Raw genomic sequence first — 21,284 nt, 5'->3', positions numbered from 1 at the left:
CACCAGCCTTAAAATTCAGAGTGCAAATATACGACATTTTTTCACAGAAGATTATACTGCACTAAATGTTAACCTGGAAAAATTAATTCCCTGATACCAAACAAGATAATCTGTCCTTCTATCAAAACGAGGTAGGTAAATAAGAACAGTTGATTGTAGGAAAAACTCCGACGGAAAGATTGGAAAAAATAGAAAAAACGAATAATGAAATAAGCGTCAACGATATAACTAAAAACACTGAAATCAATCGTGGTGGCTGGACCTAGGTAAACCGAATACAAACAAAGTACCGCAAACAAGATCACGAAAAATTGCAAGTTCGTCTGAAGCGATTTAAAATAATGGACATTCGCTAAACCTTTTAACTTGAAAAGATCCGTAAAAAGGTAGTACACAAAGAAGCGTGAAATGAAGAGGAGGAAGGAAAGACCTAATTTGGAGAATATGAAAAACAGGCTTGGCCAAATTTTGACAAAATTCTCCGGATTACTAAAGAACTCCTCTTTTACACCCGTTTTCATCCCGGTTAAAAATGCCAAACAACTTATCAGCAAACTAAGCGTAAATAAAACTAAGAGATTAGGCAAGGCAAAAGGGCGTCTCATCCAAACCTCATCTTTTACCTCCCACCTGATCCAATCCGAATAGCGGAAAAAAGAGGCGAAAACGCGAGGATAAGCAGCAAACAAGACTCCTAAACAGAAAATCAACGACACAATACTCAGTAAGAAAAAATTAGAATACACCGAGCCTGAACGCGTTTCTAAGGAGAAAAAATCCGCTTGGGCCTTTGTAGTTACTAATTCGTCGCGTTCGATAACAAAATCACCTGGCAACCCTTCCAGATTTTCAGCGTAAACCGTTAAAATAACCTTGCTCTTCAAGCTATCCAAAGGCATTCGAAAGGTTTCCCCCTTCTTAACCGCCTTGAACAAGGTGCCTTGCAAGAAAAGATGGTAATTTTCTTTCGGGTGAATGGCCAGATAGGCTTTGGGGAAATCCTCCGGATGTAATTCCAAGGACTTCGAATGGTAATTGTAATGCTTCGAGGAGACATAAGGCAAGAAACTTTTCCAAGCTTCCTGGTATACTAACCAATCTCGATCAAAAGAATAGACCTTTTTCCAAGCGGCCTGACTGGTTCCCGCTAAGAGTAATAAAGCCCATAAAAAAAATCTGCTCATCGTTTTCCGCGAAGGAATCAAATGAGCAGATTTTAAAAAGAAAGGAATCATTCCTTGAAATTAATTCAAATTATTTCGCAGCTAATGCTTTGATCATCGTCTCGCCAATATCCGCTGGAGAGTAAACCACGTGGATTCCACACTCTTGCATGATCTTCATCTTCGCTTCTGCTGTGTCATCAGCACCACCAATGATTGCACCTGCGTGACCCATACGACGTCCTTTCGGAGCTGTTTGGCCAGCAATGAAACCAACCACTGGCTTGCGGTTACCATCTGCTTTAATCCAACGAGCCGCTTCCGCTTCCATACCGCCACCGATCTCACCGATCATCACGATACCTTCTGTTTCTGGGTCGTTCATTAATAATTCAACCGCTTCTTTCGTTGTTGTCCCGATGATAGGGTCACCACCGATACCGATCGCCGTTGTTTGGCCTAAACCTGCTTTTGTTAACTGATCTACTGCTTCGTACGTTAACGTTCCTGATTTAGAAACGATACCTACACGACCTTTTTGGAAGATAAAGCCTGGCATGATACCTACTTTACATTCGTCAGCAGTCATAACGCCTGGGCAGTTAGGTCCGATCAAACGAGTCTCGAAGTTCGAGATATATTCTTTCGCCACGATCATATCTTTCGTAGGGATACCCTCCGTGATACAAATAATGACTTTAATTCCTGCATCCGCAGCTTCCATAATCGCATCCGCAGCAAATGCTGGTGGAACGAAAATGATTGATGTATCAGCTCCTGTAGAAGCAACTGCATCTGCTACTGTATTAAAAATAGGGCGATCTAAGTGCTTAGCGCCACCTTTTCCGGGTGTAACACCACCTACCACTTGGGTTCCGTAAGCGATCATTTGCTCCGCGTGGAAAGATCCTTCAGTTCCGGTGAAACCTTGAACAATAATTTTTGAATTCTTATTTACTAAAACACTCATTTCGTAGGGGTTATAATAACGTAGGCGAAAAATTTTTCCAAAGGTACAAAATATTGATAAAAATTATCAAAATCCTGATTGATAGACGAAATAAAAATGCGAACAATTTTTTTTGCGTAAATTCGAACTTTGATGCCTTTCCTATGTTGAAGCACCTTCATATCCAAAACTACTCGTTGATCGAACAGCTCGACCTGCATTTGACAGGTGGATTGACGGTGATTACCGGGGAAACAGGTGCTGGGAAATCCATCTTATTAGGGGCAATCTCCTTACTATTAGGCCAAAGAGCAGACAGCAAAAGCCTCTTTGATACCTCCAAAAAATGCATCATTGAGGGCCAATTTTCACTCGTGAATTTTCCGAATTTACAATCGGTTTTCGAAGAAGAGGAAATCGATTTCGAAGAGCCCTGCCTCATTCGCAGAGAAATCAACCCACAAGGAAAATCGCGCAGTTTCGTGAATGACACCCCAGTTACCCTCGAAACATTAAAACGAATCGGAAACGAATTAGTGGATATTCACTCCCAACAAGATACGTGGTGGATGTCTCATCCCGATTTTACGCTGGATATGGTGGATGCTTATGCGCAGAACGAAGCCTTAAGAAAAAAGTATATTTCAGCATTTTCCGCCTGGTCATCTAGTGTTTCCGCGCTACGTATATTAGAACAAGAATCCACTAAAGGAACCCAGGAACTAGATTTCATTCAATTTCAATTTGATGAATTAAGCAAAGCCCAGTTAAAAGAGGGCGAGTACGAAGCTTTAGATACAGCGGTACAAAAACTGCAAAACGCCGAACAAATTCAGGAGAAATTGGCCATTTTAGCGCAAGCGCTAAGTGTTTCCGAGGTTTCTGCATTACACCAAAGTCGCATCGCCCTGCAACAAGCCACTGCATTAAGTAAATGGGGTGAAAATTTTTCAGACTGGAAAACACGCATCGAATCGATTTGGATTGAATTAAAAGACTTAGGTGCAGAAGTCGAAGGTGAGGCGGAAGATTTCGTTTACGATCCTTTAGAATTAGAACAAAAACAAAAGCGATTAGACTTATTGAATCGCTTATTGCAAAAATACCAAGCGTCTAACGTTTCAGAATTAATGTCGCTGGTCGAATCGCTTGATGTAAGACTTTCTCAATATTCATCGATGGATACCTTGTTAGTCGAAGCTCGGGAACGAGTAGAAGCCGATTTTAAACTTGCCACTTCTGCAGCTGCGGACTTATCTTCGTCTCGCTCTGCCGTTTTAGATGCGATATCCACGGCTCTTGTCATTTCTTTGCAGTCCTTAGGTATTCCGAATGCGAATTTAGCTTGGGAGATGACGGCCAAAGATTTAGCTGCCAATGGCTCAGATAAAATTCAGCTACTTTTCTCTGCCAACAAAGGTTTAGCCCCTAAACCGTTCAAGCAAATCGCTTCTGGCGGTGAGATGAGTCGCTTGATGCTATCGATTAAGCATTTATTAGCGAAGAAAAGAGCCTTACCTACTTTAATTTTAGATGAGATTGACACGGGTGTTTCCGGAGAAATCGCCATCAAAATGGGCCAAATGCTCAGCCAAATGAGTCAAGGACACCAAATCATCGCCATTACTCACCTTCCGCAAATCGCAGCGGCAGGATCCAAACACTGGTTTGTCTACAAAGATCACGCGGGATCGAAAACTGTTTCTAACCTTCGTGAGTTAAAAGAAGACGAACGCGTAGAAGAAATCGCCAAAATGATCGGTGGACAACAAGGTTATAAAGATTTACTCGATAATGTTCGGAATTTAATCCAATCCCACGAATGAAAAAATGGATCGCACTCAGCCTACTTTTTGTAGGATGCTCTCAGGCAGAAGAAAAACTTAGCGAAGAATTACAAGCGAAAGTCCTCGGATTACACGATGTATTAATGCCCAAAACGGAACAAATCGTTTCCCTGAAATCAAAATTAGACAGCCTTTCAACAGGCGCAGACTCCACGCATGTGCGCACGCTGATTCGTTCATTAGACAAGGCAGACCAATCGATGATGGATTGGATGCACCAGTTCTCGATTGATAGTTTGGGAAAAATGGATGTAAATACCAAGGTGATTTACCTGAAGAACCAATACACGCAATTAACTGAACTTCAAAAATTAACAGATTCGACTCTAGATGCGGCACAAAAATATCGTCCTTAGTATTGCTTTAGCTGTTGTGGTTTTCTCCTGTTCACAAGAGAAAAAATTGCCTTTTATGGGCCCTAAAAAGGTAAATGCAAAAGGCGACACGGTATATCACCAAATACCTGCTTTTCAGTTTTTAAACCAAGATTCTGTTTTTGTTACAGAGAAAGACGTGGAAGGCAAAGTATATGTGGCCGATTTTTTCTTCACCACTTGCCCCACCATTTGCCCTAAAATGAAAACGCAAATGTTGCGCATTTATGAGCGTTATAAAGAACGTGACGAGGTACGAATCATTTCACACAGCATAGATCCGGATTTTGATAACACCTCCGTTCTCAAAGATTATGCGACGCGATTAAAAGTGCAAGCCCCTAAATGGAATTTGTTGACGGGAGATAAGGCTGCAATTTATAAATTAGGCCAAAAAAGCTACATGGTATCTGCGCAAGAAGACCCAAACGAGGCTGGTGGATTTGTCCACAGCGGTGCTTTTATATTAGTTGATAAAAACAGACACGTCCGAGGTATTTATGATGGGACCGTGGAAACGGAGGTTAATCATTTGTTGGAGGATATGGAAGTGCTTTTAAAAGAGCAGTAAAATCCCTTGAGGATTTTACTGCTCTTTTAAAATAGATTAGAGAGTATAGAGTAGAGAGTATTTTTTATCTCTGCTCTATACTCTCCTCTCTATAATCTTAAAAAAATATGAAATACTTACTTCTTCTAATCACCCCATTTGTTTTCTCTTGCCAAAGCAAAGAAGAAATCACCCAACAACAGTATTCCGTTGAGGGGATGGCACTTTACAAGGCGAATTGCGAGAATTGCCACCAAGCAGATGGATCAGGATTGCGTGATTTGTATCCGTCTATTCAACAAACGAAATTGAGTCCTGAGGCTTTGGCCTGCTTATTAAAGAATGGCAAAAAGGGAAATGGTTTTATGCCGGCTAATCCGAAACTACAAGCATTAGATATCGCAGAGCTCGTGACCTACATGCGCGAAAAATGGGGAGGTAAAAAACAAATTTATCCTGCTGACAGCGTAAAGTTAGCCTTGCAAAACTGCCGCTAGTTTGTAGGCATCCCTTCTACTGCTACGACTGAATTTCGGACTTTGCGTAAGGAATAAGAAGAGAAATCTTGTGCAGCATCAAGCCCTACCCCATTCACTAATTCTGTGCGTGTTCTTAATTGAATCGCCTTGTCTGTGAAGATTCGTTTTTCGACAGGCAACCAATTGAATTCATCTGTCTTTAAAGTTTCTTCCTTTTCTATGTTGTGGATAACCACGTGGCCGATGAGTTTGTAGGTGTTTTTTTGGCGATAGAAATGAGCTGAATCACCACGCACTTCCGAGGTGATTTTTCCTGTTTTATCATAGAACCAAAGCTTCATCTCTTTCGGGTAAACCCGATCTTCCGAAGCCAAAGTCAATTGTTCCTCCGTAACCATTCGAACTACTTTTCTGGCCGAATCAGAATACACCATATCAATACCAAACAATTCTGACTTAGGGCCTAAATAAACTGCTTTCGAATCGTCCGCTTTTTCGCGACAAGAAAAAATAGTGCTAATTATGAAGAGCAAAAAGAGGAAGCTCGAATTGCGCATTGGAGAAAATTAGTTGATTTTCTGCTTTTGGAACCATAAATCACTGAAGGTCAAACCTAAAGTCAATCGGTGGTATTGTTCTTCCATCCCGTTATCAGTGATCAAACCACGGCGCCCCACTTGGTAGGCGATATTCAAGAAGGAAAGATTGCGAAGCGGTAAAGCAACACCAAAACTTAGGTTCTTATCTACTGCATACTTTCCATTCCCCAAAAAGTCATAGGCCGTTTTTTCATAGGAAGCTCCTAATCTGTAGGTTGTACGTTTGATATAACTAGAAACAGATTCAATATCTGGTGTATATTCACCACCCACAGACACCTTGTGCGAAGCTGGTAACGCAGCTGTGCGGCCTAAATTATTATTTACCTTACTCCAATCAGTATAGCTATAATCGATCCCAGCCATCCATTTAGCTGCTTTTTCGATGCTTAAGCCAAAACGTTTCGCCACTGGTATCTGCTGAACAAATTTCGAAGACTTTTCAAGTGTGTCTGCATTGATCACTGTAAGACCCGAAAGATCCATGGTCGCAAATCGCTTCACCTGATTTGCATTCAGAGTTGAATTTAGATCCAACGTGGCCCCTGCGTTGATAAACATATCATTCTTCAATTTCAGACGATAGGCAAATCCCGCCTTAAATTGAACGTCAGAGTAAGAAGTTAGATCCTCTAATTGAACTTTATAATATTGGCCATCAGACATGTTTTGGGTTGCCACATTACGGTTTACTTGACCAAATAAATAATCCATTTGTAGTCCTACATAAAACTCTTTAAACAGGCGTACACCGTTTGAAATAGATACTTTGCTAACACCTCCACTACCTTTATAACTATAAATCAAACTATCCACTCCTAGTAAATTAAGGCGACGATAAGATCTGGTTTCATATTCTACAGCCGAATGCGGGCGAATACCAACAGACATAGTCCAACGACTAGTCACAGGTAAAGTCAAATTCAAAGATTGGTAATTACCTCCAAAAACCTTTTGCTGTTGACGATAATCCTGCAAAGTTTTGTATTCTGTATTAATACCTACTTCTAAATTAGTCCAACGATTTCTCGCTAATAAGGCTGGATTAACCACATTCGTATAGATTCCATTTGAATTAGAAACGCCGATTCCACCCATCATCATTTGGGTCACATTGTCTCCTGTTTGAATTTCACCCATACCTAAATAGGAATAAGGCGAATTCAAGATCGTCTGCGCCCAAAGTGCGGGGCTAACCGACAAAAACAATACGATTAATAGAGAACGAAGTGTTTTCGGAAGGGCTGTAGGCTGATTCAAAGAAATAAAATTCATAAAATTAAAATCCTCCCTTTTGGGAATACTAGTGTGTAAAGGTCGTAATTTTATTTCACATTCGACTAAGTTATTAGCTATATTTGAACTCAAAATTAATAAAGTGAACGATGGAGGAATTAAAAAACGGAATCTATTTAGATAATTCAGCATGGGATTTACTCCTTTTCGGAGGGATTATTTTAATCAGTTTTATCTTAAGACGTTTTTTCTCTAATTCCTTTTCAAAGATTGTATACCGATTTCTGCCAGATGAATCTATTTCGATTCAAGATTGCGTGCAACTCATTCGCAAACCATTTGAATTACTGATCTTTTGGATCTTCTTGTATTTTGCGGTCCAAAACCTCCACGTCCCATCTGCCTGGAATATTCAACCAATGGAGAATTTCGGCTTACTCTACCTCATTGAAAAAGCCTTTGAATCAGCCGTAATTTTCACCATCACTTGGGTTATTGTGCGCCTAATGAAAGTCATTATTTTAGTTGCTCAAGAAAAGTGGAATGGCGCAGATCAAAAATCGAAACAACAATTCATTCCCTTCCTGAACGATTTGTCAATGGTCTTTATTATCACGGCCGCTGGATTTGTTTTCCTAGGTCGCGTTTTCGAAGTGGATGTGGTAGCCCTAATTACTGGACTAGGAATTGGAGGTTTAGCCTTAGCTTTAGCTGCTCGCGAAACATTGGAAAACTTATTTGCCTCTTTCACCATTTTCCTTGACCTCCCATTTGTCGTAGGTGATAATATCCAAATAGGATCCATCAGCGGAGATATAGAAAAAATTGGATTTAGAAGCACCCGAATCCGAGGAGCAGATGGCAATTTAATTTTAGTCCCTAATCGCCTATTAACATCACAATCGCTCGAAAACATGAGCGAACGCGATTATAGACGTGCAAAATATACCATCCAATGCGAATTGAATACTAAGCCAACACAAATCGAAGCAGCTATCGCAGCGATTGAAGTATTCATCCAAGAAGAACCTTTATGTAAGAAAAAAGCACCTAAGGTTATTTTCGAAGGTTTTGGAGCCTATTCCATTGATATTTCCGTGACATATTTCGTCCAAACCAAAGACTTCGCTAAGTTTCAGGCAACAAAACAGGCCATTAATTTAGGTATATTAAAGGTGTTAGAGAAAGAGAAGATCGTGATGGCGAGGTCGTAGCGGCGGGAGGAAATGAGTCCGGAGGGAATGAGTCCGTAGGAAAGCACAAAGAATAAAGCATAAAGGTGGCATAAAAAAAAGGGAACAGTAGTTCCCTTTTTTAGCGATAGAGTCCGAAGGAATCTAGTAGTGATTATATTGGTGTTTAAAACTAGAAATCATTGCGCAGCACGATTTCTGTTTTAAATAACAAATAATCAACCTACTAATTCACGTAGATCCTCATCATGAATCATCTTTCTCTCATCCGCCATCAACAAGAAGCGTGTGTAGATCTTATCTAATTCTGGTTTTTCGAAATCGAATCCTAGTAAAGTCAAGCGATGGCGTAAGGCGGCACGGCCTGAACGAGAGGTCAATAAAATCGCAGACGAGGAAACTCCCACGTCTTCCGGATTCATAATCTCATAGTTTTGAGCGTGCTTCAAGAAACCATCTTGGTGAATACCGGATGAGTGAGCGAAAGCGTTTGCACCTACGATGGCCTTGTTTGGCTGTACGTGCATGCCCATTAAGTTAGAAACTAATGTGCTGGTAGGGTAAAGATATTTTGGCTTGATGCCTGTTGTAAATCCTAAATCTTTGTGCACGTTTAGAATCATCGCAATTTCTTCCAAAGAGGTATTTCCGGCGCGTTCTCCAATTCCATTTATCGTTACTTCGACTTGACGAGCACCTGCTTGAATACCGGCGATGGTATTTGCAGTAGCAAGACCTAAATCGTTGTGATTGTGCATTGAAATCGTAGCCTGGTGAATGTTATCTACGTTTTCGTATAAATATTTGATACGCTCGTGCATGACGTGCGGCAATAAATAACCCGTTGTATCTGGTAAGTTGACGACTGTTGCACCGGCTTTGATTACTTCGTGTGTTAATTGTGCCAAAAAAGCTAAGTCAGCCCTGCCTGCGTCTTCAGCGAAGAACTCGACGTCTTCCACAAAGGATTTGGCATACTTTACCGCCCAAACGCCACGCTCGATAATTTCCTCGCGTGTCGAATTAAATTTATGTTTGATATGTACGTCTGAAGAACCAATTCCTGTATGAATACGAGGTTTGCGAGCCGTTTTTAAGGCAGCAACAGCTGCGTCGATATCTTCTTTTTTAGCACGAGTCAAGGCGCAAACTGTGGGCTCCTTTACGGCATCACATATGGCTTGAACAGAGGCAAAATCACCGGGAGATGAGATCGGAAAACCGGCTTCAATGATATCTACACCTAGTAACTCGAGTTGTAAAGCAACTTCTACTTTTTCCTCTCGGTTTAATTGACAGCCGGGAACTTGTTCGCCATCACGTAAGGTGGTATCAAAAATCTGAATGCGGTTACTCATCTTATTTAAGGTGTTTTATTTCGTTGTGAAATTACACCTAATTCAGTTTGCAAGCAAGGAGATGAGAGATTAGAGAGTACAGAGTATAGATTAAAAATCTTAAAAATTAAGGTAAATAAGATTATTTAACTACTAATAATCTTTTATAATCTATTTAATAAGACAATTAATCTAAAATACAAAAAGACGTCAGAATATAAAATTTTGGATTTTTTTAAGCCGAGGCTAGAGATTTAATCTCTGGAAAGCGTTTTGGATCGAAATTTCCGCCAGAGATGACACAAACTACCGTTTTCCCCTTGATTTCCTCTGCCATTTCTTCAAGACCAGCCACACTTAAAGCACCAGCTGGCTCTACGATCATGCTACGCAATGCATAGAGATCAAGCATGGTTTGACAAAGAGCTTTTTTAGATACGGTTAACATGCGAGCTAAGCCTTTGGCACAAATAGCAAAGGTCTTCAAACCTACCTGCTTCACAGAGGCTCCATCCACAAAACGATCAATCTCATCCAGCACCACCACTTCTGAAGCGGCCAAACTCTGCTGCATCGACGGTGCACCCGCCGGTTCCACTCCTATCAACTTAGTAGAAGAGGGCAATACTAATGAAGCCCCGGCCGCTAATCCGCCACCGCCTATAGCTAAAAACAAAAAATCAGGTGCCACTGGCAAGGCATCCAAAATCTCCAAAGTAACCGTGGCTTGACCCGCAATAATGTCAAAATCATCAAACGGAGGAATATAAATGGCGCCGTTCGACTCGCAGAATTTCCGTGATGCTGCGAAGGCCTCATCATAAGTCTCTCCCACCAAGTAAATACGCACCTTTTCCTTTCCGAAAAAACGGACCGCCTCCACCTTCTGCAAAGGTGTCGACTTAGGCATAAAAATGTGAGCTTGAATTCCGAGTAACGCACAGGCTAAAGCAACTCCTTGCGCATGGTTACCTGCAGACGCAGCCACCACCCCTTTCGATCTTAACTCCGAGGGAATGTTAGTGATTTTGTGGTAGGCTCCCCTAATTTTGTAGGAGCGAACGACCTGCAAATCTTCGCGCTTTAAATAGATATTTGCCCCATAGCGCGCAGAAAGAGAGGCCGAGAATTCTAAAGGCGTCTCTGAGATGACCCCTTTTAGCTGCTCCGCTACTTGTTTTATTTCTGTGACGCTAGGAACGTGTTGTAGTTTGTTAAATTCCATGCGCCCCAAAATTAACAAAAAAAGGGTAGACAATTGCTTGTCTACCCTTTTTCAAACACTAGAAAAAACTAGTTATTCTCTGGACGTAGGCTACGTACTGCAGCACCAGCTCTCCACATTTCCATATCTGCCATTTCTTTCAATTCAGCATCTAATTTCACACGGTAATCCGGTTGAGAATTCAAAGTAATAGAACGCTCAGCTTCCGCTTGAGTTTTCACTGAGTTGTATAATTGCTCGAATACAGGCTTAGTTGCATCACGGAATGGCTTCCACCAATCCAATGCACCACGTTGTGCCGTAGTTGAGCAATTTGCATACATCCAATCCATTCCGTTCTCAGCCACTAATGGCATTAACGATTGTGTTAATTCTTCCACAGTTTCATTGAAAGCTTCTGATGGAGAGTGACCGTTCGCGCGTAATACGTCGTATTGTGCAGCGAAGATACCTTGGATAGCTCCCATTAATGTTCCACGCTCACCTGTTAAGTCAGACGTTACTTCTTTGTAGAAATCAGTTTCGAATAAATAGCCTGAACCTACACCAATCGCCATTGCGATACATTTTTCACGTGCTTTTCCTGATGCATCTTGGTAAACAGCGAACGAAGAGTTCAAACCTTTACCGGCTACAAATAAACGACGTAATGAAGTTCCTGAACCTTTAGGTGCAGCTAAGAATACGTCCACATCTGCTGGAGGAACAATTCCTGTTTTTTCTTTGTAGGTGATACCAAAACCGTGAGAGAAATAAAGAGACTTTCCAGCCGTTAAATATTTCTTTACTGTAGGCCATAACTCGATTTGAGCGGCATCTGAAAGTAAGTAACAAATGATCGTTCCTTTTTCTAACGCTTCTTCGATTTCAAATAAAGTTACACCCGGAACCCAACCGTCAGCGACAGCTTTGTCATAAGTTTTACCTTTACGTTGACCTACGATTACATTTAGACCATTGTCTTTCATGTTTAACGCTTGTCCTGGACCTTGAACTCCATATCCGATCACGGCGATCGTTTGGTCTGCTAATACTTGTCTAGCTTTCTCTAATGGAAACTCTTCTCTTGTTACGATGTCTTCAACAACTCCACCGAAATTAATCTTTGCCATTTTTTTGTTATTTAATTTATATTCTTTGTTCGATTATACAATTTCCCAATTGCCTTCTTCCGGCAAAAACTCCACTAAGCCTTTCTCTGTTTTACCTACGGCAACACGACCCGACTTAACGTACTCTAAAATTTCCCATTTCTTTAAATAGGCATAAAACTCTTGAATTTCTTCTTCAGAGCCATTCTTTTCCACGACTACATAATCAAGGCCAAAATGCACAATCTTCGCATTCCAATCTAAATTAATCGTCTTTACATCCACCGGAGTACCTCCTAGCGGAGTGGCAATCTTAAATAAGCCGATTTCGTTAAATACGATTTCGTCATCTAGGTAACCAAACACCGCGAGAACGTCGGTTACTTTACGGATTTGGCGAACTAATTTCTCAACGAATTCTCGATTTTCGTGCTTAATCACAATCGTAAAACGTGATACGCCTCTACGCTCTGTCTCAGAAACCGTCAAACTCTCGATATTTACTCGACGACGCGTGAAAATAATCGTGATGCGATTTAATAAACCGACCGTATTGGTGGTAAAAACAGAAATAGTGTAATTCGTTAACATAATTATTCTAGCCTCACACTGGTTACACAGCCACCTGCAGGTACCATGGGGAATACATTTTCCTCTTTTTCACAAACGATTTCTAACAGATAAGGCTTATCTGAATTCAATAAAGTATCTAATGAATCACTCAATTCCGCTCGATTCGAAACGGTATGACCCGCAATGCCAAAACCTTTCGCAATCGTAATGAAATCTGGATTCTGCAATTCAACGAATGAATAACGGTTATCAAAGAACAGTTGCTGCCATTGGCGCACCATGCCTAAGAAGTTATTATTCAAGATGATTATTTTCACTGGCAAACCGCTTTGTGCGATGGTACCTAGTTCTTGCAATGTCATTTGGAAACCACCATCACCGATGACCGCTACAACCTCGCGCTGAGGCACCGCTACCTTCGCACCAAACGCAGCCGGCAAGGCAAAGCCCATGGTTCCTGCGCCTCCCGAAGTAACGATCGAATTGCGTTTTTTGAATCGGTAATAGCGATTCGTAATCATTTGGTGTTGCCCTACGTCTGTTACGACTACGGCTTCTCCTTTTGTCTTATTCGACAACAGATTGACGGCCTCACCCATTTTGATCTTATCCCCTTCGTGGAACAAGTCTTTCTTCGTGATCTTTTCGTACTCTTCGTCGTCGTATTTCTTGAATTCAGCTCTCCATTCGCTGTGGTCCGCCTTGTTCACTAAAGGCAACAACGCCTGAAGTGCAGCCTTCGCATCCCCTACAACTGGAGCATCTGCCTTCACATTTTTATCTACTTCACTCGGGTCGATTTCAATGTGAACCACTTTCGCCTGCTTCGCGTAAGTCGCTAAATCTCCCGTAATTCGGTCATCAAAACGCATCCCGATTGCGATTAAAACATCGCAAGAATTCGTCAATACGTTCGCACCATAATTTCCGTGCATACCCGGCCAGCCCACATAAAGCGGGTGATCCGCATCCATAGAAGACATTCCTAATAAGGTTGTCGCCACCGGAATGCCCGTTTTATCCACGAAATCATTCAATTCTTTTTCAGCACCAGAAATAATAATACCGTGACCGGCTAAAATATAAGGGCGTTTTGCACCATTGATTAATTTCGCTGCAGCCTCCACATGCTCTGCCTTAGGCTCTACGCGTGGTTTGTAGGAAATAATCGACTTGCAAGGTTTGTATTCGAAAGACACAGTCATGATATCTGTCTGAGCCGTACGTGTAATATCAATTAAAACGGGACCAGGACGCCCTGTTTCTGCGATGTAGAAGGCTTTCGCCATGATTTCTGGGATCTCATTCGCATCTACAACTTGGTAGTTCCACTTCGTCACAGGCATGGAGATACCAATCAAATCGCATTCTTGGAACGCATCCGTTCCTAATAAATTTCCTTTTACTTGACCTACGATACACACCAAAGGCGTAGAATCCAACATCGCATCCGCGATAGGCGTGATTAAGTTCGTAGCTCCAGGACCAGAAGTCACCATGCAGACCCCCGCCTTATTTAACATGCGAGCATAACCTTGAGCGGCATGTCCTGCACCTTGTTCGTGACGAACTAAAATATGTTTTAAGCGATCTTGGTAATCGTAAAGCGCATCATAGGTAGGCATAATGGCCCCACCAGGGTAACCAAAAATCGTGTCCACACCCTGCTCTACCAATGATTGCATGATAGCTTGGGCGCCTGACAAAAATTTCTTTTGGCCAGGTTGATTAGCTGCTTCGGTTTGAGTTAGGGTTTGTCCCATGGTTAACAATTTTCAAAAATTCTGTCTCAATGTAATAGAAAGCCCAATTTAAGCCTTCTGGATAGATAAAAAAATTATTTTCTTATAAATCCGTCACACATCCCTGACTAGCAGAGGATACGTTTTTAATATATTTGCGAAGAACGCCTTGCTTAAAGGGAGACTCAATAGGCTTCCAATTTTTCTTGCGTTCTGCTAATTCTTCATCCGATACGTGCAATACCAAGGTATTGTTCACCGCATCAATCGTGATTTTATCCCCGTCTTTTACCAGGCCGATTGGACCACCTTCTTGTGCTTCTGGTGTTACGTGTCCTACCACGAAACCATGTGTTCCTCCAGAGAAGCGACCATCGGTGATCATCGCCACCGAGTTTCCTAAACCAGCACCGATTACGGCCGAAGTAGGCTTTAACATTTCTGGCATCCCTGGACCACCTTTAGGACCTTCGTTGCGAATCACGATGACGTGACCTGCTTTAATTTCGCCTTTCGAGATGTATTCGATGACCTCTTCTTCGCGCTCACACACTTTAGCAATACCCTCAAAACGCTCACCTTCCTTACCAGTAATCTTCGCCACGGCACCGCCTGGAGCTAAATTACCATACAAGATCTGCAAGTGACCTGTTGGTTTCAAAGGTTGAGTGATAGGGAAAATAATTTTTTGTGTGTCAAAATTCAAGTCAGGAGCCTCCGCAAGGTTCTCCGCCATCGTCTTTCCTGTCACCGTCAAACAATCTCCGTGTAACAAGCCCACACTGTGTAAATATTTCAAAATCGCTGGCATTCCACCGATCGCTAATACATCTTCCATGTAGTATTTACCACTTGGCTTTAAGTCTGCGATCAAAGGCGTGCGATCTGAAATATCTTGGATATCTTTCAAGGTAAACGTGATTCCAGCAGCGTGTGCAATCGCTAAATAGTGAAGCACCGCGTTTGTAGAACCTCCTAAGGCCATCACCACCGTCATCGCATTCTCGAATGCCTTACGCGTCATGATGTCACGTGTACAGATGTTTTTTTCTAATAACACTTTCATCGCCGCGCCTATCGCTAAGCACTCCTCTTTCTTGCCTTCGTGCGTGGCTGGATACGTCGATGAATTAGGTAGTACTAAGCCCATCGCTTCCATCGAAGAAGCCATCGTATTCGCTGTGTACATACCGCCGCAGGCTCCTGCTCCCGGGATTGAATTGCGAATAACGCCTTCATAATCCTCGTCAGATATGGTTCCTGCATATTTTTTTCCCAAAGCTTCGAAGGCCGAAACGATGTCTAATTTTTCTCCTTTGTAAGAACCGCTGCGAATCGTTCCGCCATATACCAGCATCCCTGGGCGATTCAAACGCGCCATCGCCATCATAGCGCCAGGCATATTCTTATCACAACCTACGACCGCGATGACGCCGTCATACCATTGTGCGCCTACTACATTTTCAATCGAATCTGCGATGATATCACGCGATGGCAAAGAATAGCTCATCCCGTCATTTCCATTGGTCATTCCGTCTGAAACCCCGATCGTGTGGAAGATCAAACCGACCATTCCATTCTCTTGGATCCCTTTTTTCACGTGAACAGATAAGCCATTCAAGTGCATATTACAGGTATTGCCTTCGTAACCTGTACTTGCGATACCGATTTGGGCTTTGTTCATATCCTCGCTTGTTAAGCCGATACCGTAGAGCATCGCTTTCGCAGCGGGATTAGATACTTCCTGAGTTAATGTCCGTGAATACTTATTTAATGACATAGGGTTTAAGAAATTTTTTCAAACAACAAATATACGCAATTCGATTTGTAGACAGGTTAATTATGCCAAAGAATCTTTGGCAATTATAGAAAAAGCAAAATTAATTATTTGTTTTCTCCTACCTGCTGTCTCCACATCGCAAAATACAATCCTTTGCTCGCCACTAAATCGTCGTGCGAGCCCTGTTCTACAATCTGTCCTTTCTCTAGCACATAGATCCGCGTCGCGTGCATCACTGTGGATAAACGGTGGGCAATTAAGATCGTAAGGTGCTCCGTATCAACGGATAAAGAACGAATGGTTTCGGATATTTCTTCTTCTGTCAAAGAATCCAACGCTGAAGTCGCCTCATCAAAAACCAATAAATTAGGGTCACGCAACAAAGCGCGCGCGATACTCAAGCGCTGCTTCTCGCCTCCGGACACTTTCACTCCACCTTCACCGATCAAGGAATCTAATCCTTTGTCGGCTCTGGCTAGTAAAGTTTGGCAAGCAGCCTTTTCTAACACGGCCATACATTGTGCGTCCGTCGCGTTCGGGTTAACGAACAACAAGTTCTCGCGGATCGAACCGGAAAACAATTGTGTGTCTTGGGTTACAAAACCGATCTTCTTGCGCAACTCATCGAAATCAATCGCGTCACTTGGTTCGCCGTTGTAGTATACCTGACCTTTTTTGGGACGGTATAAACCTACTAGTAGCTTAACTAAAGTCGACTTTCCGGCGCCTGAAGGCCCCACGAAAGCTATCGTCTCGCCGCCTTTAACGGAGAACGTGATTCCGTCCAACGCTTCCGTCGTAGCAGATTGGTGTTTGAATGAAACGTGATCGAACTTCAATTCCTGAATAGAAGAAATCGCCTTCGGGTTAGCAGGCTTCTTCTCCGAAGGAATACTTAATACCTGCTCGAAATTTTGGAGAGACACCTCTGCCTCGCGGTAGGTATTCACCACATTACCAATCTCTTGCAAGGGGTTAAATAAGAAGAACGAATAGATGTTTAACGAATAAAATTGGCCGATCGTGATCTTTCCTTCGTAGATCAAGTAGATTAACACGACCACCATCAGCATGCGTAACAAGTTCACGCAGGTTCCTTGGACAAAGGCCATCGAACGTACATAGCGCACTTTCTTTAACTCTAATTTCAGAATTTTCTCCGTTGTCGCATTTAAGTGTGCGATCTCTTGCTCTGCTAAACCCAAAGATTTCACCAGCTCGATATTGCGCAAGGATTCCGTCGTTGATCCTGCTAGCCCAGTCGATTCCTTCACGATTTCGATCTGAATCACTTTGATCTTCTTACTTAATACAGACGATACATAACCGATTAGTGGCCCTGTGATTAAGAAAAGGGGCATCACCATCCAATGCACCGAGAAGGCATAGACCGAGATGAAAATCAAGGCAATGATGGATTGGAATAGAATGTTGATTCCAAGGGTGATCAGCTTTTCGACGTCGGTACGAACTTTTTGGAGCTTGCCTAGGGTTTCGCCTGATCTTTGGTCCTCAAACGTCTCGTAAGGTAATTCTAAAGAGTGGCGGATGCCGTCTGAATAGAGGTTTGCACCTACTTTTTGGGTAACCGTATTAATGAAATAATCCTGAAAGTTTTTCGCTACCCGGCTCACGAAAGCCACGCCCACGGACGCTAAGGCTAAAGGCCAAATCGCCGCCACGAACTGGTCCATCGTGTGGGTATCCGAGCGGTACACCGCCGCCACATCGTCGATGATCTTCCTAAAAATATAGGGATCCATCAAGGAGAAGATCTGGTTCGTGGCTGCCAGGGCTAAGGCCCCCACCACGCGCCAGCGGTATACTTTTAAATAATTCAGTAATAATTTCATATTTGTTGATTAGAATCTACTTAAGGCCATTTCCGCCACCGTCTTACCGATAGATAAGGACGAGGTCGCCGCCGGACTAGGCGCATTCAATACATTGATCACTTTCGCATCTTCTACGATCGAGAAATCATCTAATAATCCCCCATTTCTGTCGCAAGCCTGAGCTCTCACACCCGCGCCGCCTTCGACTAAATCGGTGATTTGAATCTCTGGAATTAAGACCTGTAAAGCTTTCGTAAAGGCCTCTTTTGAGAAGCTGCGGTACATTTCGCCCAAACCAGTTTCCCAGTATTTCACCGCTACTTTTTGGAATCCAGGCCAGGTTAAGGTGTCCCAAAGCTCCTTCACATCAATCCCTAATTTCTTGTAACCCTCTTTCTTAAAGGCCAAAACCGCATTCGGTCCTGCCTCCACGCCACCTTTCATCATGCGGGTGAAGTGAACCCCTAAGAACGGGAAGTTCGGATCTGGCACCGGATAAATCAGGTTCTTCACTAGGTATTCTTTGTCTTTTCTCAGCTTAAAGTATTCCCCGCGGAACGGTACGATGCGTACGTCCAAAGGTTCTTTTTGGGTCATCTGGGCTACTTTATCGGAGTAAAGACCCGCACAGTTGATCACTAATTTAGCTTCGTAGACTGACTTCGTCGTCTCCACGATCGAGAAAGTCAAACCTTTCTTAATATCAATCACTTGCTCGCCTAAATGCATCTCGCAACCCTTGATTTGGGTTCCTACGGCTAATTTCGCAGCGACTGCTCGGTAATCCACGATACCCGTTTGAGGAACGAACATTCCTTCTACCCCTGTCACGTGCGGCTCGTATTCGCGCATTTCTGCTAAGCTCAATTTTTTCAATCCATCCAGGCCATTTTGTTGACCTCTTTGGTATAAAGTCTCCAATTGTCCACGCTGCTCTTCGGTCGAAGCAACCACGATTTTTCCGGTCAATTCGAATGGAATATTCTCTTTCGTGCAATAATCAATCAATTGATGGTAACCCTCAATGCAATTCTTTGCTTTCAAAGAACCCGGTTTGTAGTACAAGCCCGAGTGGATCACGCCAGAATTATTGCCTGTTTGGTGCATGGAGACCATACTTTCTTTCTCAAACAAAGCGATATGAAGATCAGGTCTCGCCTCTAATATGCGATGCGCCGTTGCGAGGCCCACGATGCCCCCGCCTACGATGATTACGTCTAATGCCATAAAATGAAATTTGAACAACAAATATACGGCTAAACGGTGGTAAAAAGAATTATTCGTAGCTTTGACCTATGAACCCGCGGATAGAGCAACTATATCAGATTTCCAAAGCCCCTACACGAACCATTTTAGGTCTCATGTCGGGTACATCCCTGGATGGTTTGGATTTAGCTTTGGTTCGCTTCACGGGTTTTGGGCTGGACACGTCTTACGAGATTTTGCACTACGACACCCGCCCCTATCCGGCAGAATTTAAGGAATCGATTCGTTCAGTTTTTGCCAAAGAGAATATTCATTTCCCCACCCTTTCTACGCTTAACGCGCAAATTGGACGTTTGCATGCATCGCTCATTTTAGAAGTTTTAGCTAGGTGGGGTGTGGATGTAGCTGAAGTAGACGCGATTGCCTCCCACGGCCAAACCGTCATGCACCGCCCAGACAGAACAGGTAAACTTCCGCATTCGACCTTGCAAATTGGCGACGGCGATCATATCGCCCAATTAACGGGCATTATTACCCTTTCCGATTTTCGCCAAAAACACGTAGCAGCTGGTGGCGAGGGGGCTCCTTTGGCGATGTTTGGAGACTATTTCTTGTTCTCCAAGAAAGGCGAAAACCGAATCTTATTAAACATAGGAGGCATCGGAAACTTCACTTATTTACCTGCCTCTGGAGATCCAGCTGGCATTTTAGTGACAGATACCGGCCCCGGAAATACCTTGATTGACGCAGCAGTTCGCCGTTATTTCAACAAAGCCTACGACGAAGATGGTGCCATCGCCCTCTCAGGAAAAATCGACACGGGCATTTTAGCAGAACTCATGAGCTTGAGCTTTTTCAAGGATTCATTCCCTAAAAGCACTGGCCCCGAATACTTTAATTTGGACATTATTCACGCCTCGATCAGCCCAGCTGATTTAGTCGCGACCTTAACAGAATTCACCGCTCAAAGCATCGCCCTCGCCATGAAAACCTACATTCCATCGGATATCGATGATAGCGTTTACGTGAGTGGTGGTGGAAGCAAAAATCCTGTAATCATGACCCGTTTAACCGAGCTTCTTCCTTTCCGCGTTTGCGAAAGCGATGAGCTAGGCATGCCTTCTGCGGCGAAAGAGGCAGTTTTATTTGCTTTGTTAGCGAACGAAACGTTGGCGGATTCGCCAAGTTCAGAAAGATTGGGGGATTCGCCGTGGGTGAGTATGGGAAAGATTTCCTTATAATTTTTTATTTAAAGAATAGAGCATAAAGCACAAAGCATAAAGTTGGAATCGCCTTCGGCGATGAGTAAAGAGAAAAATCCTCCGGACTCATTTCCTCCGGACTGCCCACTGACAACTGACGACTAAGCCGTGAAACGGCGCGATATATGAAATACAAATTTACCGATTCCATCTTGTTCGAAGATGCTGATTTTATTGTGATTAACAAGCCCTCTGGCATTTCTACGCTGGATGAGCGGAAGGATGATTTAGCGCCGGCTATCTTGCGTTTAGCGAAGGAATATTCGTCTGATGCGCAGGTGGGACACCGTTTGGACAAAGAAACATCAGGAGCTTTAGTAATCGCCAAAAATCCGGAGGCCTACCGCCACATCTCGATGCAGTTCGAGCACCGCGAAACGGCAAAACGCTACCACGCGGTCGTGGAGGGGATGCAGGACTGGGATGGCTTTTTGGTCAACTTACCCATATTACCTTTGAAAGATGGAAAAGTGGTGATTGATCGTGCCAAAGGAAAGCACGCCGAAACCTGGTTCCGCACCCTGAAAGTGTTCCGAGGGTATACCTTAGTGGAATGTATGCCCATCACAGGACGCATGCACCAAATCCGTATTCACCTGACCTGCCTCAAAGCGCCTATCGTTTCAGACGCGATGTACGGCGGTCCAGAAATTTACTTATCCGATCTAAAACGTAATTTCCACTTGAAAAAAGAGACGGAAGAATTACCCGTTATGCGCCGCGTAGCTCTTCACGCCCACAGTTTGTCCTTCAACTTGATGAATGGAGACCCCATTACAGTGGAAGCGCCTTATCCAAAAGATTTCAATGTGCTGGTTAAGACTTTGGAGAAGTATTCGTAAT

Annotated in this window: 19 protein-coding genes; 7 read left to right on the top strand and 12 right to left on the bottom strand. The window is 43.0% G+C overall.

Features of this window, described 5'->3' with window-relative positions:
• Positions 1–68: 68 nt before the first annotated feature.
• Positions 69–1,184 (bottom strand): hypothetical protein, encoded by a 1,116-nt coding sequence (locus tag G9X62_RS07820; protein WP_223130173.1) that lies wholly within the window; start codon positions 1,182–1,184, stop codon positions 69–71.
• 70 nt (positions 1,185–1,254) lie between these two features.
• Positions 1,255–2,133 (bottom strand): succinate--CoA ligase subunit alpha, encoded by an 879-nt coding sequence (gene sucD, locus G9X62_RS07815; protein WP_223130172.1) that lies wholly within the window; start codon positions 2,131–2,133, stop codon positions 1,255–1,257.
• A gap of 143 nt (positions 2,134–2,276) precedes the next feature.
• On the opposite strand from sucD, the gene recN reads away from it, so the two are divergent.
• From recN to G9X62_RS07795, 4 genes are all read left to right on the top strand, one after another.
• Complete coding sequence (recN, locus tag G9X62_RS07810) at positions 2,277–3,938, top strand: DNA repair protein RecN (protein ID WP_223130171.1); 1,662 nt, start codon at positions 2,277–2,279, stop codon at positions 3,936–3,938.
• Positions 3,935–4,315 carry a hypothetical protein gene (locus G9X62_RS07805; protein WP_223130170.1) on the top strand — a complete coding sequence of 127 codons (381 nt, stop codon included), beginning with the start codon at positions 3,935–3,937 and terminating at the stop codon, positions 4,313–4,315. The genes recN and G9X62_RS07805 overlap by 4 nt, the downstream gene beginning before the upstream one ends.
• Entirely contained in the window at positions 4,290–4,904 is a 615-nt protein-coding gene (locus G9X62_RS07800) for an SCO family protein (RefSeq protein WP_223130169.1), read from the top strand. Before G9X62_RS07805 ends, G9X62_RS07800 begins: the two co-directional genes overlap by 26 nt.
• Positions 4,905–5,011: 107 nt before the next feature.
• The gene (locus tag G9X62_RS07795) at positions 5,012–5,380 is read left to right on the top strand and encodes a c-type cytochrome (RefSeq protein WP_223130168.1); all 369 of its coding nucleotides are present in this window, start codon (positions 5,012–5,014) and stop codon (positions 5,378–5,380) included.
• On the opposite strand, the gene lptC is transcribed toward G9X62_RS07795, so the two are convergent.
• Positions 5,377–5,919, bottom strand: a complete 543-nt coding sequence (gene lptC / locus G9X62_RS07790) for an LPS export ABC transporter periplasmic protein LptC (RefSeq protein ID WP_223130167.1) — start codon at positions 5,917–5,919, stop codon at positions 5,377–5,379. The two genes, G9X62_RS07795 and lptC, sit on opposite strands and share 4 nt — an antisense overlap.
• A gap of 9 nt (positions 5,920–5,928) precedes the next feature.
• Entirely contained in the window at positions 5,929–7,236 is a 1,308-nt protein-coding gene (locus G9X62_RS07785; RefSeq protein ID WP_223130166.1) for a hypothetical protein, read from the bottom strand.
• Between the two features lie 110 nt (positions 7,237–7,346).
• Here G9X62_RS07785 and G9X62_RS07780 point away from each other — a divergent pair, with 110 nt between their 5' ends.
• Entirely contained in the window at positions 7,347–8,411 is a 1,065-nt protein-coding gene (locus G9X62_RS07780) for a mechanosensitive ion channel family protein (protein WP_223130165.1), read from the top strand.
• A gap of 197 nt (positions 8,412–8,608) precedes the next feature.
• Here G9X62_RS07780 and G9X62_RS07775 read toward each other — a convergent pair whose 3' ends face one another.
• The 8 genes from G9X62_RS07775 to lhgO form a co-directional block, all read right to left on the bottom strand.
• Positions 8,609–9,748, bottom strand: coding sequence for a 2-isopropylmalate synthase (locus G9X62_RS07775; protein ID WP_223130164.1), 1,140 nt, complete (start codon positions 9,746–9,748; stop codon positions 8,609–8,611).
• Positions 9,749–9,962: 214 nt separating this feature from the next.
• Positions 9,963–10,952 carry a threonine ammonia-lyase IlvA gene (gene ilvA, locus G9X62_RS07770; protein WP_223130163.1) on the bottom strand — a complete coding sequence of 330 codons (990 nt, stop codon included), beginning with the start codon at positions 10,950–10,952 and terminating at the stop codon, positions 9,963–9,965.
• 68 nt (positions 10,953–11,020) lie between these two features.
• Positions 11,021–12,064: a ketol-acid reductoisomerase gene (gene ilvC / locus G9X62_RS07765; RefSeq protein WP_223130162.1), complete on the bottom strand. Its 1,044-nt coding sequence runs from the start codon at positions 12,062–12,064 to the stop codon at positions 11,021–11,023.
• A gap of 33 nt (positions 12,065–12,097) precedes the next feature.
• Positions 12,098–12,634, bottom strand: a complete 537-nt coding sequence (gene ilvN, locus G9X62_RS07760; protein WP_223130161.1) for an acetolactate synthase small subunit — start codon at positions 12,632–12,634, stop codon at positions 12,098–12,100.
• Positions 12,635–12,636: 2 nt separating this feature from the next.
• Positions 12,637–14,379 (bottom strand): biosynthetic-type acetolactate synthase large subunit, encoded by a 1,743-nt coding sequence (gene ilvB, locus G9X62_RS07755; protein ID WP_223130160.1) that lies wholly within the window; start codon positions 14,377–14,379, stop codon positions 12,637–12,639.
• An 82-nt stretch (positions 14,380–14,461) separates the two neighbouring features.
• Positions 14,462–16,138 (bottom strand): dihydroxy-acid dehydratase, encoded by a 1,677-nt coding sequence (gene ilvD / locus G9X62_RS07750; protein ID WP_223130159.1) that lies wholly within the window; start codon positions 16,136–16,138, stop codon positions 14,462–14,464.
• Positions 16,139–16,242: 104 nt separating this feature from the next.
• A complete protein-coding gene (locus G9X62_RS07745; protein ID WP_223130158.1) occupies positions 16,243–17,991 on the bottom strand; it encodes an ABC transporter ATP-binding protein in 1,749 nt (582 codons plus the stop codon).
• A 9-nt stretch (positions 17,992–18,000) separates the two neighbouring features.
• Complete coding sequence (gene lhgO / locus G9X62_RS07740) at positions 18,001–19,200, bottom strand: L-2-hydroxyglutarate oxidase (protein ID WP_223130157.1); 1,200 nt, start codon at positions 19,198–19,200, stop codon at positions 18,001–18,003.
• 68 nt (positions 19,201–19,268) lie between these two features.
• On the opposite strand from lhgO, the gene G9X62_RS07735 reads away from it, so the two are divergent.
• Together G9X62_RS07735 and G9X62_RS07730 are read left to right on the top strand one after the other, a co-directional pair.
• A complete protein-coding gene (locus G9X62_RS07735) occupies positions 19,269–20,420 on the top strand; it encodes an anhydro-N-acetylmuramic acid kinase (RefSeq protein ID WP_223130156.1) in 1,152 nt (383 codons plus the stop codon).
• Positions 20,421–20,566: 146 nt separating this feature from the next.
• Positions 20,567–21,283, top strand: coding sequence for an RluA family pseudouridine synthase (locus G9X62_RS07730; RefSeq protein ID WP_223130155.1), 717 nt, complete (start codon positions 20,567–20,569; stop codon positions 21,281–21,283).
• The last annotated feature ends 1 nt before the right edge of the window (position 21,284 follow it).

Origin of the sequence: Aquirufa lenticrescens (genome assembly GCF_019916085.1) — a bacterium.
Taxonomy (GTDB): Bacteria; Bacteroidota; Bacteroidia; order Cytophagales; family Spirosomataceae; genus Aquirufa; species Aquirufa lenticrescens.
The sequence above is the reverse complement of the archived record's forward strand: the minus strand, read 5'-3'. Positions and strand labels throughout refer to the sequence as shown.